Source organism: Mycoplasma sp. 327 (genome assembly GCF_053851655.1).
In genome coordinates, this window is record NZ_JBSQBA010000007.1 from 1 (window position 1) to 16703 (window position 16703).

15 protein-coding genes are annotated in these 16703 nt (G+C 29.1%); 10 read left to right on the forward strand and 5 right to left on the reverse strand.

Going from position 1 to position 16703, the window contains the following annotated elements; all coding sequences use genetic code 4:
- The 4 genes from ACWXVS_RS02285 to ACWXVS_RS02300 all read left to right on the forward strand — a co-directional run.
- Window positions 1-1039 (forward strand): hypothetical protein (locus ACWXVS_RS02285; RefSeq protein WP_455994835.1); only part of this gene is annotated, 1039 nt, incomplete at its 5' end.
- 231 nt (window positions 1040-1270) lie between these two features.
- On the forward strand, window positions 1271-2422 hold the full coding sequence (locus ACWXVS_RS02290; protein ID WP_455994838.1) for a hypothetical protein: 1152 nt from the start codon (window positions 1271-1273) through the stop codon (window positions 2420-2422).
- 64 nt (window positions 2423-2486) lie between these two features.
- The gene (locus ACWXVS_RS02295) at window positions 2487-3737 is read left to right on the forward strand and encodes an IdeS/Mac family cysteine endopeptidase (protein ID WP_455994841.1); all 1251 of its coding nucleotides are present in this window, start codon (window positions 2487-2489) and stop codon (window positions 3735-3737) included.
- A gap of 191 nt (window positions 3738-3928) precedes the next feature.
- A complete protein-coding gene (locus ACWXVS_RS02300) occupies window positions 3929-5401 on the forward strand; it encodes an IdeS/Mac family cysteine endopeptidase (RefSeq protein WP_438340556.1) in 1473 nt (490 codons plus the stop codon).
- A gap of 145 nt (window positions 5402-5546) precedes the next feature.
- Here ACWXVS_RS02300 and ACWXVS_RS02305 read toward each other — a convergent pair whose 3' ends face one another.
- From ACWXVS_RS02305 to ACWXVS_RS02325, 5 genes are all read right to left on the reverse strand, one after another.
- Complete coding sequence (locus tag ACWXVS_RS02305; protein WP_444704956.1) at window positions 5547-6923, reverse strand: M17 family metallopeptidase; 1377 nt, start codon at window positions 6921-6923, stop codon at window positions 5547-5549.
- Window positions 6924-6940: 17 nt separating this feature from the next.
- Entirely contained in the window at window positions 6941-8320 is a 1380-nt protein-coding gene (locus tag ACWXVS_RS02310) for a M17 family metallopeptidase (protein ID WP_455994844.1), read from the reverse strand.
- A gap of 77 nt (window positions 8321-8397) precedes the next feature.
- Entirely contained in the window at window positions 8398-9066 is a 669-nt protein-coding gene (locus tag ACWXVS_RS02315) for a uracil-DNA glycosylase (protein WP_444704958.1), read from the reverse strand.
- Window positions 9032-9886 (reverse strand): formyltransferase family protein, encoded by an 855-nt coding sequence (locus ACWXVS_RS02320; RefSeq protein WP_438340560.1) that lies wholly within the window; start codon window positions 9884-9886, stop codon window positions 9032-9034. Before ACWXVS_RS02320 ends, ACWXVS_RS02315 begins: the two co-directional genes overlap by 35 nt.
- 54 nt (window positions 9887-9940) lie before the next feature.
- Window positions 9941-12001, reverse strand: coding sequence for an MYPU_1760 family metalloprotease (locus tag ACWXVS_RS02325; protein WP_455994847.1), 2061 nt, complete (start codon window positions 11999-12001; stop codon window positions 9941-9943).
- A 96-nt stretch (window positions 12002-12097) separates the two neighbouring features.
- Here ACWXVS_RS02325 and rsmD point away from each other — a divergent pair, with 96 nt between their 5' ends.
- From rsmD to ACWXVS_RS02355, 6 genes are all read left to right on the forward strand, one after another.
- On the forward strand, window positions 12098-12646 hold the full coding sequence (gene rsmD / locus ACWXVS_RS02330; protein WP_438340562.1) for a 16S rRNA (guanine(966)-N(2))-methyltransferase RsmD: 549 nt from the start codon (window positions 12098-12100) through the stop codon (window positions 12644-12646).
- 87 nt (window positions 12647-12733) lie between these two features.
- Window positions 12734-13357: a guanylate kinase gene (gmk, locus tag ACWXVS_RS02335; RefSeq protein WP_438340563.1), complete on the forward strand. Its 624-nt coding sequence runs from the start codon at window positions 12734-12736 to the stop codon at window positions 13355-13357.
- A 13-nt stretch (window positions 13358-13370) separates the two neighbouring features.
- Entirely contained in the window at window positions 13371-14123 is a 753-nt protein-coding gene (locus ACWXVS_RS02340; RefSeq protein ID WP_455994850.1) for a PP2C family protein-serine/threonine phosphatase, read from the forward strand.
- 2 nt (window positions 14124-14125) lie between these two features.
- Window positions 14126-15130, forward strand: a complete 1005-nt coding sequence (locus ACWXVS_RS02345) for a protein kinase domain-containing protein (RefSeq protein WP_438340565.1) — start codon at window positions 14126-14128, stop codon at window positions 15128-15130.
- A 15-nt stretch (window positions 15131-15145) separates the two neighbouring features.
- The gene (rsgA, locus tag ACWXVS_RS02350; protein WP_455994853.1) at window positions 15146-15994 is read left to right on the forward strand and encodes a ribosome small subunit-dependent GTPase A; all 849 of its coding nucleotides are present in this window, start codon (window positions 15146-15148) and stop codon (window positions 15992-15994) included.
- 11 nt (window positions 15995-16005) lie between these two features.
- Window positions 16006-16662 (forward strand): ribulose-phosphate 3-epimerase, encoded by a 657-nt coding sequence (locus tag ACWXVS_RS02355; RefSeq protein ID WP_455994855.1) that lies wholly within the window; start codon window positions 16006-16008, stop codon window positions 16660-16662.
- Window positions 16663-16703 lie beyond the last annotated feature (41 nt).

The following is a 16703-nucleotide window of genomic DNA, read 5'->3' on the forward strand; positions in this document are numbered from 1 at the left end:
AGAAGAAGGCAAAGAACAAGAAAAGAAACCAGAAGATCCTAAAAAGAAAGAAGAACAAGAAAAGAAACCAGAAATTAAACATTTAGGAAAAACACTTCCTGATGGCAAAATAGAAGAAGAGGACACTAAAGACACTGTTGTATCACCATCTCTTCCAGAAGTTACGCCTGACCCTAAAGAAGATGAATTGCTAAGCAACTTGACAGATGAAGAAATAGAAGAAATGTTTAAATTAGAATCATTACAAAAAAGTTTACAAGAGATTGAAACACAAATCAAAGAAAAGGATTTGACTGAACTTTTTAATTCTCTTAAAGATAAGGGTTTAATCAAAACACCTGATACTAAAAAAGATGATATAACACCAAAAATTAGTTCAGAAGCACAAAAAATACAAAATGAAATTAAGGTTAACGAAGATGAAATCGATAAAAAAATCGTTGAACTTGAAACTATTTCTAAATCAGAATTGGATGATTTAAAAACAGCTATTGAAGATGCGGATGAACAAATTGAGAATCTAACTCAAAGTAAGGTTGACGATCCTGATAATGCTCAGGAATACGAAGAATTAAAAAAAGAATATGAAGATTTAAAAATAGAGAGCCAACAAAGAAAGCAAAAAGTTGAAGAATTATTAAACTACAAGGCAGATAAATCTGAGTTTCCTAAACAAATAGCAGAATTAGAGCAAGAAAGAACTGATGTGATTGCTCAAATTGAACAAATTAAAATGGATTTGCAAGAAGAAATAATTGATAAAAAAAATGCGGAAGAATTAATTAAAATTTTCGAAGAAAATAAGAGCGAAATAAATAAGAGAATAGATTTGTATAAGAAACTATCGGTGTCTAATTTGATAATTGAGGATATTGATAACCAAATAGCAGAATTGATGAAAAAATCTGATCCTTTAGCTAAAGAAAAACTAGAAAAATTGAATAAAAAGAAGGACCTTTTGTATAAATTAAGAAAGGAAATTAAAGAATTAATTGATAAAATTTCTCAAGAACAATTACAACTTGAAAAATACTTATAATGATTACTGAATTTAATAAGATGATTTAATAATCATCTTATTTTATTTTTTAATATTACTAAGATCTAATAAAAATAGAGTTTTACATTTTAGAAATAAATGAATAGAAAATTAAATTTTAATATTTTTAAATAAATAACAATTTTAATAAAGTAGATACACTTTGCAAAAAAATAAAAAAACTATGGTATATATTATATTGAAAAGCACATTAATTAAAAAGGGGAAAATATGAAAAGATCTAGTAGAATCTTGTTGTCACTAGCTAGTTTGTCTGTCCCATTTTTCACAACAATAGTTGTAATGTCATGTAGTAAAGGCATAACTAATAAGCTAGAAAAAATGACTGATAAAAAAGACAAGCAAATTAGCGATGCGAAAGGTTTAGAAAAAAATACCGATAGCCCAAAACCTGAAACTCCTGAGGAAACAATGCCGAATATCGGGGGTAATAATTCAAGTGAAAATAGTCCCGAAACAAGCCCTGAAATAAAAAAACCAGATATACATGAAGATGAATCTAAAACGGATGAAAATGATGGTGATGATCCTAGCGATAAGGATTTTGATCCTAATAATCCCGATGCCAGTGATAGCGAAGAATCAGATGATTCTGGATCTAATCAAGATAATTCACAAGGCAATGATAATGAAGGCAATAATGAATCCAATAATGCAAATAAGGATGATGTGAAAGACATGATTAAGCCTAATCCTGAAGCAGAAAAATTAGAAAAGGAAATTAATGAAAATGAAAAAATAATTGATCAAAAGAGCCAAGAACTAAAAAATGTTATTAATCAGGAATTAGATGAATTAAATAACGAAATTAGTGAAGCGAATGAACAAATTAAAAATCTTAATGAAGAAAAAGAATTCGATAAGGAAAATGAATCTGTTTTTCAAGAGTTGATAAAAGAATTTGAGGAAATAAAAAAGAATGATGAAAAAAGAAAATTAGAAGTTATTAAACTTTTAACTTATGATCCAAATTTTTCTGAATCTCGTCAGGAAATAATGGAACTTGAAGATGAAAAAGAAAATATAAATACACAAATCATGCAACTTATGGAATTAAAGAAAGAGGAACAAAATAATTCCTTTGATATTGATAATTTAATTAAGACATTTGAAGAATATAAGAAACAAATAGATAAAAGAATAGCGCTTTTTAAGGATTTATCGCTTGCTATTTCTGTTATAATGAATATTGATGACCAATTAGAACAAATAATGAAAAAAAACAGTCAAAATAGCGAAGATATGGAGCTAAGTTTAGAATTAAATAATAGAAAAACTAAACTTACTACTTTAAGAGAACAAATAAAAGATTTACTTGCCAATATTTTTCAACAAGAAGAACAATTATCTTTAATTCAGTAAATAGCACTAATGGTAAAAATATAGTTCATAAGAAAATCATCATTTTCAAGGAGGTTTTTCCAAATTGAAGCATAAAAAATCAACATTATTTACTTTTGAGATTATATCAGTAATTTCTATACCAGCAATTGTTTTGTCATGTCAAAAAATAGATGACATAAAACCAAAACCTCAACCTGAACCAGAACCAGTACCAAAACCTACTCCTGTCCCACCTGATCTAAAGCCAACCCCGCCTCATAAACCGCAAAAAACATTGGGTAATGATAGGACACAGCAAATCAAAGGAACAGAACTGGGCAAATTTTTACACAACGAGGAGGTTGTGGAATCTCTGTTTTTAAAGGATGTAAGTCCTAACTTTGCAAAATTTATTCACTATGTTAATCAAAAAGATGATGTTGATAGCTGATGGTATGCTCATAATGATAATGAAGAAGGATGATTTGATATCAATAAGGAATTTACTCGTGGCGATAACTTTTTATGTGGTGCTATTGTAGTGGTTAATGCTTTACATTATTGAATTAAACAAAATAGGCAATATTTAGATAAATATTTACTAGATCCTAGAAAGGGAGTAATTTCATTTAAAAACTCATTGCAGGATATTACAATTGATTTTCGCAACTTGAATACCTTTGTTAATCATATGGGAAATGATGGAATTCGAACTACAAGAGAAAATAGCGTACTTTTTGAATGAATTAAAAAAGATTATGGTGGTAATGTTGATAAAAGAACTGGGAAGGGCTTTGTTACACCATTTAAATTATTTGATGAATTAATAAATGGTTATCCGTACTTTCGCATCGGACCGAAATCACAACAGTTAAATAATCCAAATAACTGGAGTCTTAAAGCTAACTGAAAAGGATTTTTTAAAGATGTGTTTGAAAGTAATATTTTATCAAATAGATGGTCATTTAGAAATGCGCATAGTGCAAAGAATCTAAGCGAAAGATTAAGAAATGAAATAATATCAAATAAGGCACTTGCTATCTCTCATACCTATGGTTCAGTTGTTGTTAATCATATTGTTAATGTTTGGGGAGCTGATTTTGATAAAGACGGGATAGTTAAGGCTCTTTATGTAACTGACTCGGATGATCAGGAAGCCTTCTTTGAACAAGACGGAATCAAAAAACGTCTTGGTATTAAGAGATACAAGGTGAATTTTGATACTCAAAAGGGGAAAGTTTTTATCGGTGCTAAAAAAGAAAATATAGCTGAGGCATTAGATATTTACACTTTTAGTTTAGGAACCACATATTGAGAGCAATACTTTAAGAATTTATCTAAAAATAAGCAATAAAAATTTGGGTTATTAATAAAAACCCGAATTTTTTTCTATGCTTCAAAATGCTTTTTGAGTAAATTTTTTTCAAAAGATGCAAAAAAAAAAAAAAAACTATGGTATAAATTATATTGAATGGAGCAACAAACATCGGCTCGTTTATTATGTTTTTTGCTTTGTTAAACTAATTTTAAATGAGGTATTCAATATTGAGCAAAAGAAAGTTGTTTTTATTAACTTTAGGCATTATTCCGACTTTATCTATGTCGTCTGTTGTTTTATCATGTCAAAATAGAAATGTTATGGAGCCATCCCCTAAACCGGATTCTGAACAACCACACAATAATACACATATGCATAATCCTAATGAAAATAATGTTGAGGAAAGAATCAATGATTCAAAACCTTTAACTCCTCCGCATAAAAAGAAAAAAGAAGAAAAAAATCCGCAAATTATCCCGGATCCAACTATTAAAAATAAAGGCAACAATACTAATGTTATTCCGCAAATTAAATTAGGTCCCTCTATAAAAAAGAATAAAGAAAATAATATAATTCCACAAATACCACTTGGACCATCAATTAATAATAAAGCAGATGAACCAAAGAAAATTCCGCAGTTAGAATTAATTCCTGCCCCAAAGTCAGAAGTCCCAAATTTACCAAAAATTCCTTCACCAAACGATAAAACACAACAACTATTGAATACTCCGTTAGGTGATTTTCTAAAAAGTGAAGGTGTAGTTGAAACTTTATTTTTAAAGGGTGTAAATCCTAATTTTAGTAAATTTTTCCATCATATTAACGCAAGCGACGATATCGATAGCTGATGATATGCTCATAATGATAATGAAGAAGGATGATTTGATATCAATAAAGATTTTGACCGTGGTGATAATTTACTTTGTGCTGCAGTAGTTGCAGCAAATGCTATTCACTATTGAAGCACACAAAACAAGGACTATATTAATAAGTATTTAAGTGATCCGCAAAAAGGAATAATAGGAAAAAATAATGAAATAGATTTTCGCGAAATTAATAAGTTTCTTGAGGCTAATAATGATAATATAAAAACAAAAACAGAACATAGTCAATTATTTGAAATTTTTAAGAAACTTTATGTCGGGCGCACTGTTTGGCCAGATAAAATTTTTGATACTTATATAAATGGTTATGGTTATTCTAATAGGCAACAACGCAACCAAGAAATTAATTATGAAAAAGGTAAATCTGGATTTCTTGGGTTCTTTAAGGACGTTTTTGGTAAACACTTATTAACGGACCGTTGACATTTTGGTTATGGCGCCTACGCAAAACCACTCTCAGATAGACTTAGACGAGAAATTGAAGCTAATAAGGCTATTGGTATATCTCATACATATGGTAGCGTTTCAATTAATCACATTATAAATGTTTGGGGAGCTGATTTTGATAAAGATGGGATAATAAAGGCTCTTTATGTAACTGATTCAGACGATCCGAGATTTGCATTTGAACAGGAAGGCGTTAGAAAACGTCTTGGTATTAAAAGATATAGAGTTGATTTTAACGCTGCCGATGGAAAGGTATATATTGGAGCAAGAAAAGAAAATATAACGCAAGCACTAGATATATATAGTTTTGGGTTAGGCGTTAACTATTGGGAAGATTATTTTAATAATCAATCTAAAAATAAGTCATAAAAAAATTCAGATTAAAAGGATCTGAATTTTTTTATTATTTTGGTATCGTAGATAATTTTGTGTAATTACTATTCTCAAATCACTTACTAAAAAGTAAGCCAGAGATTAATTTATACAAAATTTTTTTATAATACCCTTATTTATGTTATTTTGATACTAGTTCCGATATTGTTTTAACCATTGCAAACATTGGTTTTTCATTAATATCACATGTCCCTGCTATATCAAAGTGTATATATTCTATATCGTTGGTAAATTCTTTTAAAAACATCGCCGCTGAAGAAGAACCAGCATTTCCGGTAAAATCTGTATTTTTTAGATCCGCAACAATTGAACCTTTAATATATTCAGCATATTCATCATCAAGTGGCATTCTTCACACTAATTCATGTTGAATTTTTGCGGCATTTTTTGTATCTTCTCAACCCTTTTTAGTTGTTGATCATACCCCAGTGTATGTGTCACCTAAAGCCATAATCATTGCTCCAGTTAAGGTCGCAACATCAATTAATCTTGTAGCTTTTAGTTTTGTTGCACCATAGTATAAACCATCAGCCATAACTAAACGACCTTCAGCATCAGTGTTATTTACCTCAACAGTCTTTCCGCTCATTGAAGTTCAAACTGAATCAGGAAGAGAGGCGTCACCATTAACTCTATTATCGGTAATGCACATGATAGCTGCTACATTAGTTTTTGGTTTAGTTTGAGCAATTATTTTCATAACGGCAGCTACAACAGCAGACCCACCCATATCATATTTCATTCCATTCATATGGCGACCGGTTTTAATATTGTAACCACCCGAGTCGAATGTAATACCTTTACCAACCAAAACGGTTTTTTCTTTTGATAATTCATTACCATTATATTCTATAATAACAACACGTGGCTCGTAAATTGAACCTCTATTAACTGATAGTAGCAGACCCATGTTGAGATTTTCAATTTGTTTTTTGTTTAAAACTGTTATCTTTAGATTTTGATATTGGCTTAGTTCCTCTTGCGCAATTATTGCTAGTTGTTCAGAGTTTAGTTCATTAGGGGGTGTAACACCTAAATTTCTTGCTCAATTTAGTGCTTCAGATAGAATCACCGCCTTGTTAAAGTGGGCTATTAAATCGCTTGTAGGATTTTGCAAATATAGTGAAAGATTGTTATGATTTTCTTTTTTATAGATGGTTTTTTTATTATAAAGTTTGGCTGCTGAAAAATTTATTCCTTTTGTAAATGCATCAACAGTGTCATAGATACATATTTTGTTATCAACAGGAAATGTAGCGACATCGATTTGATAATTTCTTGCAGCATTTGTAGCTAATGATTTAGCAAAATCAAAAATATTATTATAATTGATTTTTTCTCTTTCTCCCATGTAAACATAAGCAACATTTTCGCTAAGAAATTCTGTAATTGTAAAATCCTTTTCGACAAGATTTTTTGGTAATTTATCACCCTTAAAGACTGCTTTTAACAATAGAAAATCATTACGTTTTTCATCAATTTTTTTAATTAGTTCCATAGTTTTAAATTACCTTTCTATTTTTGCTTTTCAGCTAGTTCAACTAATGTTGAAACTAGGATCCCCAAGCCCATATTTTTTGCATCAGCAGTTCCAGCAACATCACAGTGAATAAAATCAACTTTGTTTGCAAATTCATTTAAAAACATCGCAGCAGAATTGGAATCAGCCTTTGATGAATTATTGTAATTATTTAAATCAGCAATTAGTGATGACTTATTGGTTTTATGAAATTCTTCATGCATTGGAAGTCTTCAAACTTTTTCATGAGCTATCTCTGCTGCTTCCTCAAATTCTTCTCATCTTTTGTCACATGAAGAATAAATACCTGAGTATGTTTTTCCTAGTGCTCTTAACATTGCGCCAGTTAGAGTTGCTACATCAACAATCAAAGAAGCGTTTAGCTTTGTGGCACCATAGTAAATTCCGTCAGCTAAAACTAAGCGTCCTTCAGCATCTGTATCAGTAATTTCGACAGTCTTTCCACTCATTGATTTAATAACAGATTCAGGTAGAGTTCCATGGGTATCGATAGCATTATCGGTTAGCATCATGATTGCAGCTACATTTGCCTTTATTTTTAGCTGTGCAATTGATTTTAGTGCGTAGGCTACGATGGCAGAACCTGACATATCAAATTTCATCCCATCCATATGGTAACCCTTGGTGTTATATCCACCTGTATCAAAGGTTATGCCTTTACCAACATAGACAAATTTTTCTTTGCTATTTGGATTTCCGTTGTATTCGGCAATAACAACTCTTGGCTCATATGAAGAACCAGCATTAACAGCTAACATTAGACCCATTTCTAGTTCTTCAATTTCAGCCTTATTTAATACTTTAATCGATAATCCTTCAATTCCTTCGAAATCCTTTTTAACTTCATCAGCGATTCACTCACTTGTCGCTATGTTAGGTGGTGTGATTTGCAGATTACGTGTTTTTGAAACATTTTTGGAAATTATCGTTAATTTTTCAATATATTCAGCATAACTATTTTCTTCAAGAAAAAGTGTTAGTTTAATTTCGCTTTTTTCTTCTTCATTCTTATTTTCACATTTTTGTTTAGCAGAATATAATTTTGCTCCGTGAAATTCCATTCTTGTTATAAACGCTCTTAAAACTTCCTTAACAGTCAAAAAAGGAAGATTTGCAAATGATAAAACATCAATCTGATAACTTCTACGTTTTACATTGATAATATGATCAACCACTTTTATAAAACCGTAGTAATCCTTAATGTCTTTTGAAACATAAATATAAGCAATATTTTTATCAAAGTTTTCGCTAATAAACAAATGAGTTTTTGCTACGCAAGAACAAAATTCTTGTCCCTCATAAGCAACTTTTAATAACATATTTTCATTACGTTTTGTTTCGCAATTCGATATCATAAAGTCTCCTTATTAATAAAAAAATACTATTTACATAATAGTATTCTTAAATTATAATCATTTTTAGTTTAAATATATTATTTTGTACTTCAATCAATTTCATTCTTTCCTAGCGATATAAGTTTTTCATTTATTCTTTTAAATATATTACTATTAAAGAAACCCCGCCAACAAGATAGGGGCGAAGGATGTGCCGTTTTAAATATATATTCTTCCTTAATATTTAGAGTTTTAATAAAGTTTTGAGCATCGATTCCCATGGCTAGAAATAAAATCCCATCATAATATGAAAGAATTTCTCTTATAAGATTTAAGTTAAATATTTCTCAACCTTGATTTTTGTGAGCTTGTGTTTTGTTTTTGAGTGTTGTTAATATTGTATTTAATAATAAGACGCCTTGATTTTTTCAATTTGTAAGATCATTGCTATTAAATTTAATTTGAGGATAGGAATTTTTGATTTCTTTAAAAATATTTTTTAAGGACGCAGGCGTTATTTTATTTTTTGAAGAAAAACAAAGCCCGTCGGCATTATCATTTGTAGGATAAGGGTCCTGTCCTAAAATAATGAGTTTTATATTACTAAAATCAAAATTTGTAAAAGCGTTAAAAACATTATTTTTTGATGGTACTAGATCTTCATTTTTTAATATAATTTCAATCTTTTTTCAATATTCTTGTTCTTTTTGCTTAGCAAGAAAATTTTCAAAATTAAAATTCATGTTTAACTTTTTTCTTGCCTTCATATTGGTATTCAATTAGATATAAATAACCATCTGAAAACTTTATTTTTATCGGTGTTTGAATTTTGTTTTTTGTCGCGCGATAAATTTTTAACCTTTTATTATTAATAATTATGAAAGCGCCTGGCTGATCATTGAATGCCCTTATTTTATTTAGTGCTTCTTGGCAGGTTAATGTTTCAAAAATTTCAGCTTCCTCATTTTGAATTTTAGGAGCAAATGTTACTAGATTTTCATCTTGAATTTTTCTTGTGAAATCATTATTGTAAATTTGTTGCAACCAATTACCAATTACTTTTGAAGTTTCTAAGCCTAGTCTATCAAATAGTTCAATAGCGCTGTCTTGTTCTGATATTTCAATTTCTAATGTTTTTAAGATATCACCTGCATCCATTTTATCAATCATTTCAATCAAAGAGATTCCGGCCTTATTATCATTGTTTAAAAGCGTATATTGTATCGGCGAAGCTCCACGGTATTTCTCCAATAAACTGCCATGAACATTTAAGGGTAGTTTATTTGGTAATTTTAAAATGCTGTTTGGAATAAATTGCCCGAATGATGCTGTGATAAAAAAGTCAAAGTCAATTGCTTTTAGTTCTTCATAGATATCTTTGATTTTTTCTGGTTGGTAGAGTTTAATATTGAATTCATTAGCAAGTTGCGCAATTGGGGTTTGTAATACATTTTTGTTTCTATCGAATTTTTTGTTTGGTTGGCTAATTAGACAAGAGACTTCAAAACGTTCATCTTTTATTAATGACTTAAATATTGTTTTTGAAAATTCAGCGGTTCCAGCTAAAACTAATCTAATTTTTTTCATAAAAAAAATTATACTTGATATCTTAAATAAAAATAAAAGCTAACAAAAGTTAGCTTAATAGTTTTTAATTGTATAGTAATATTTTTTTGTTTCATTATTTTGGTTGATGCTAAAAAGTTCATATTGTAAATTGTTTATAAAATTTGATCTGTTATTTCGATATGTTGTGGTGCGGCGCTTATTATTTTTAAATCTAGCATAGAATTTTTTGCCGCTATTATTTCATACATTATCATTTAATAATGAAATAATTTCCTTATTATCCTTTTTATTCAGGTCATATGTGCCGTTGTTATCAAGGTCAACTCATAATTTAACATCAAACTTCTTATTTTTAAATTTCTTATTAAGAATATTCCTATCTATATTTTTAGCAAAATATGAAACATATTGATATTTGTCTTTAAATAACTTTGGATATACTCATGATTCATCATAGTAATCTTTTTGTTTGTTATCTTTGATATCAAAATAGTATATAGAATTTCAGACCTTTTTCGTTGTAAGATTATAATTTTGCAATTTATAATCAATTTCCAGAGTATTATTGTTATCATTTAGGTCTACAAAAATTAGTTTAGATTTGATACGATTATTTTTCTTTTGTTCAATAATTTTTTGTGGTAATTCAAAATACCCGCCTAGATTAATATTCTTTGAATCGTTATTTTGAATATTATAATTTGCAAAACTTATAAGTTCTCCTCAGCCCATTAGGTCAACATAAGCTTTGAACAAACCTTTATGGTGCGAGTTACCAACATTTGCAAATGGACGTTCATATTCATTTGTTCTAATATTATAAATACTTGAACGGAAGTTTTCTAGTTGGTCTTTAAAAACTCAATTGGATGCAAATGTAGCTAATTCATTTGAATTTGAAAAATTGCCTTTTCTCAAGATAGCGATATTTTTTAGGATATCATCACCAGCAGCATTAAAAATTAATTCACCAGTTCGATTGTTTTTTCGAAAATAAAAATAGTTTTCAAATTGGCTTCGATTAGAGTTATAAAACCAAGCATTTGGCCCTAGCGAAAGCTTAATTATTTCTCTTGGTACAAGTTCAGTAAATGAGAAAAGATATCTTATTGATTGCAAATTAGTTGGTTCAATAAAAGAAACATTTTGATATTTATTATTATTGAAATAAAACCTTCTAGAATCAAGAGGTTCATATTTTTTAGCCTCAAGAGGTGTTATTTTAACGTTTGCTATCCTAAAAAGTTCATTGGCACTATAAAACTTGTAAACTGGTAATTGGTCTTGGTCATGCAGGAAATCTTGACTATTTCTTAATAAAAGTTTATTATCTCTTGTGTTATCATAGTTTAAATTTTTACGAAATTCATTCAAAAATTTAGCATTATTTGTTTCTATATGATAATAGTTGTGATCACCCTCATATTCAATAAGATCACTATTTGCAAGTTCATCACCCCTTTTTATTGATTTATTATACATATTATCAATATGATGAGTGTATTCATGCATTAGAGTACCAAAAATAATTTCAATTCTTTTTTCTACTGGTTGATTCAAAAGTTTTAGATTGTTTTCAACTATTTTATTTACAAAGATGTACATTTCGCGATTTGCAGGAAAATAAGCCCCGTTAGTTCGATCTTCTTGCAATTCATCATTTGGCACATTTATATTGATTCTTTTAATTGCGTTTATTTCTGGACCATAAAGTGCCCTTTGTTTAAACATTTTATTTAGTAAAAGCATTCCTTCTTTTCCTAGATAATAGACAGGTTCTCCGTTTGGTGTTCTAGCAATTGGTCTTTCGACAAAACTTAAATTTCCCACTTTAAAATTTGGATTAAGTTCTCTTGATGAATTACTTGTTTTTCTATTAAAAATAAGAGCATCATCGCTTGTTCTTATTTCGAAAGGGATATTATCTTCGTTTAATGATGTTTTGCTTAAATCATTTTCTGAATTTCGCAACGGAACAATCCCCTCATCAATAGCGCCACCATCTAATTTCTCAAAAACTGCTTTATAACCAAAATAACCAGCCGTGGCAATAAAACCTGCTGATATAGCAAAAATTGATAAACCTAGTAGAAATTTTTTTCCACTAGGTTTTTTCTTTTTTTCTTCTAACATAAGCCTCCAGTTTTTGAATATTATATTTTTTTAAGGCATTTAATAAATCAATATTAAATATTTTACTCTTATTTTAAAGTTATTATAATTATTAGTATGTTAAGAATTATAGCCGGAAAATACCGTTCAAGATTATTAAAACAACCTTCCTCTAAAACAACAAGGCCAACAACTGATAGAGCAAAAGAGGGCATTTTTTCTTCAATTCAATTTAATATTGAAGGTCGAGAGTTTCTAGATTTGTTTTCTGGATCTGGTTCATTTTGTCTTGAAGCCTTATCTCGTGGAGCAAAAAATGCCACATGTGTCGAAAAAGACTACGAAGCATATAAAATAATTATTGAGAATAAAAATAGTCTTAAAGAAAGCAATTTGTTAATTATTAATACTGATGCATTATCTTTTTTGTCCAAAAATAAGGATAAAAAATATGACTTTGTTTATTTGGACCCACCCTTTAGGGAAAAAGAATTGCTTGTTAAATGCATTGATATATTAACTTTAAATAATATGATAAATTCTAATGGAAAGATTATTATTGAAACTGATTGGAATAATTTCACATATAAAAATAATCATTATGAGGTAGTAAAACAAAAGAAGTATGGAAAAATTTTTATTTACTTTATTGAAAACATAAAGTAAATATTTTTTATATAATTAATTATTAATATAATTAATATTCTAATAGTACTTTAAATATTCTAAAATAAAAAAGATGAAGGAGAAAGCATGGAGAAAAAATTAATTATTTTTACCGGACCTTCTGGTGTTGGGAAGGGCACAATTGAAAAATATTTGTTTGATAATAAGGACTTAAAATTAAAATTATCGGTTTCAATTACTACCCGCGAGCCAAGAGAAGGCGAAGTTGATGGTATTCATTATTATTTTGTTCCAATTGATACATTTGAAACATTTATTAAGGAAGATAAGGTTTTAGAATATTCAAAGCATTTTGATAATTATTATGGAACACTAAATTCAGAAGTGGCAAATATTTGTGCCTCAGGAAAAATCCCATTTTTAGAAATCGAAACTAATGGTGCCTTGCAAATTATTAATAAGTATCGTAAAGAAGGTAGAGAAGGTGAAATATGTTCAATATTCTTAATGCCTCCATCATTAACAGAATTGGAAAGAAGAATTGAAAATAGAAATACCGAAACATATGACCTTATTTTAAAAAGATTAGATAAAGCAAGAGAAGAAATAATTCTTTCTTCGATTTTTCAGCATGTTGTTATTAATAATTCAATTGAAGAAACCGCTAATAAAGTTAAGGAAATTATCAAACAAAATTTTTCTCACATTATTGATGTAAAACAAAAAGCAGAACCTGGTAGAAAGGCTTAAAAAAAGTAGAAAAATGAAATATGTTATTAAAACTGATAAAGGAAAATATCGTAACGAGAACCAGGATTGTGCATCAATCAGTTTTTTAAATAATTGAACATTAGCTATATTATGCGATGGGATGGGGGGTCATTTTGGTGGTGCCTTGTGCTCACAAAAAACAGTGGAATTACTAGTTAGCTATTTTCAAGAAAGTTTTAACGATAATATTCAATTTAATGATAGAAAAAATATAAATAAATGATTTAATACCACACTAAGCTATATTAAAAAATCACTTAAAGATATAGTTAATAGTAAAAATATTGCAAATTATCAAGATATGGGCACAACTTTAACGGCTGCCCTAGTTTTTAATTTAAACAAACAAACTTATGTATTTAATATTGGCGATTCTCGTACATATGCATATAATGGCTTATTACATCAAATAACTATTGATCAAAACGTTTTACATGAACTTGCAGAAATCAAAAAAATAGATATGGATATTGTTAAATTATTACCTGATGCCAATAAGTTAGTTAGTTGTTTGGGACCTAATAAGAATATGAAATGTGATAGTTTTTTATTGAAGAGCAGTGAAGAAATTAAATATATTTTATTGACATCGGACGGAATACATGATTTTGTTGATAAACCAACAATTGAGCAAATCCTTTTAGATAAAAAACTTAACCTTGATAAAAAAGCTCAAAAATTAATTGATATTGCGAAGAAAAATCAATCAAGAGATAATTTAACAGCATTGATATTGGAGCTTTAATTATGTTGAAGAGATTGGATAGATACGAAAATGTAAATAAACACTTTGAGGACTTTGTCTTAATAGGAAAAGGGGGGTATGGTGAGGTTTATTCTGCTTGTTATAAGAAGACACAAAAGAGAATGGCAGTTAAAATACTCACTGTTCCAGATATAACAAAAAAACAAGTTAATCAAATCCGCTTTCAGAACGAGTGCAACGTTTTGAAAACAATTAAATCGCCGAATGTAATCAAGATGATTGGCTACTATGTAAGCGCAGACGAATCTTATTATGCAATGGAATTAATCAAAGGAACCAATCTCAAGGCATTAATTGCAAAACACAAAAAAATACCTGTTGATGAAGCAATAAGAATTGCGAGAGAGATATGCAGGGGATTGTATGATATCCATTCATCCAATGTTATCCACCGAGACTTAAAACCAAGCAATATAATTATTGAAAATGATACCAATAGAGTTAAATTAATTGATTTTGGGATATCAATTAACGAGGATAGTTTGCGAGTTACAGCTGATAATAAAACAGTTGGCTCAGTTCAATATTTAGCTCCTGAGATTCCCTTGAAAAGTCAACCAGCCTCAATTCAAAGCGATATTTATGCTTTTGGTATGATTTTGTATGAAATGCTTTCAGGACATCCTGTTTATCAAGGGATTGATGCCCAATCTATTTTACTGCTTCAAATAAACGGTACAATACCACCTTTAGAAGGTGTTGGGAAAACTATTCCGCAAGCTGTTGAAAATATTATAATAAAATGTACAGCTAAAAATCCTCAAAATCGCTATTTAAATTGCTTAGACATAATTAGTGATCTAGATCATTGTTTAACACCGCAAGCAAGCATGGAAAAGCGGCTTGATCTTGAAAATCATGAGCAAAAGAAAAAAAAGAAATCACACAAGGTACTAAACATTGTTTTGATAACACTGGGTTCCTCAATAATTTTTGGATTATTAATTTATTTAATTGTATATTTAGTTGAATATTATAAAAAGTAGAAGTGAAGGTGTTAAATGGAAAAAGGGAAAATTATTAAGTCGTTAGCAGGTTTTTATGATGTTAAGTCGTTCGGGGATAAACAAATTTATAGAGTGAGAGGTTCAGGAAAACTTAGATTGCTTGATATGAAACCTATCGTCGGCGATAATGTTGAATTTGAAAAAGAAGGATTGATTCATCATATTTTAGGAAGAAGAAATTTCTTTATTAGGCCTAAAATTGCTAATGTTGACCAAGCAATTGTCGTTATGTCATTAGTTGAACCAGAATTTAGTTCTCAATTAGTTGATAAGTTCCTTATTATTATTGAAAGCAAGAATGTAGAACCAATAATTGTTTTAACCAAGAAAGATCTAACATCTGCTTCAAGGATAGATTTTTACAAGGAACAAGGTTATAAGGTATTTGAAATAAATTATGAAAATGAAGCTAGTTTTGAAGGCTTGCGAGAAATTTTTAAACATAAGACTAGTTTTTTTGTGGGCCAAACCGGTGTCGGAAAAACGACGCTAATAAATTATTTAGCTAGCACAAATTTTGAAACACAAGCCATTTCAAAGGCGCTAAACCGTGGTAAACATACAACAAGAGAAGTAAGTTTAATTAACTTTAATGGCGGCGAGATTATTGATACTCCTGGGTTTTCATCTATTGAGTTTGATTTAACAATTGATGAAATGCCTGTTGCTTTTAATTCTTTTAGAGAAGCATCCCCCTTTTGCAAATTTAGAAGTTGTAGACACTACCATGAAAGAATTGAGGATTGTGAAGTTAAAAGACGTGTTCAGCGTGGAACTATTAAAGAAGAAAGATATGAAAATTATAAAAGCTTTATGAAGCGTATGTTAGAACCAATATATTAAGGTGGAAAAAAATGGATAATAGACAAATAAGCCCTTCGATATTAGATGTAAAAAGTGATCAACTAATTTCCTATGTTAATTCATTGATTAAATGAGGTGTTAGTAATGTTCATTACGATGTTATGGATGCCCAATTTGTACCCAATACGGCCTTAACATATGAAGAAATTAAAAAAATATTTGATAAGTGTCCAAAGCATCATATGGATATTCACTTAATGGTTAAAGATGTTTTTTCTTATTATCATAAATTTAAGGAATTTGGAGCTATTTTAACATTTCATTATGAAGCTTTTGAAAATGAAATAGAGCTCAAAAAACTTATTAAATTAGCAAAAAAGGAAGACATAAAACTCGGCTTAGCCTTTAATCCTGATACAGATGTAAGCAGAGTTATGCCATTTCTCAAGGATTTAGATTTAATATTAGCCATGAGTGTCTATCCTGGCAAGGGTGGGCAGAGTTTTATTGAATCTACTTATGCAAAGGTAAGACAACTTAGAAAATATATTGATCAAAAAAATTTGAAAATAATAATTGAAATTGATGGTGGTATTAAGGACTTTAATATTAAAAAATGTTTTGAGAGTGGCGTTGACTTAGCGGTTGTTGGCTCTTATTTAGTAAAAAATTTTTCAAAGGAAACAATTAAATTGTTATTGAGTTAATTGCTATTTTTAAATCACTTACTAAAAAAAAGGCAAGCCAG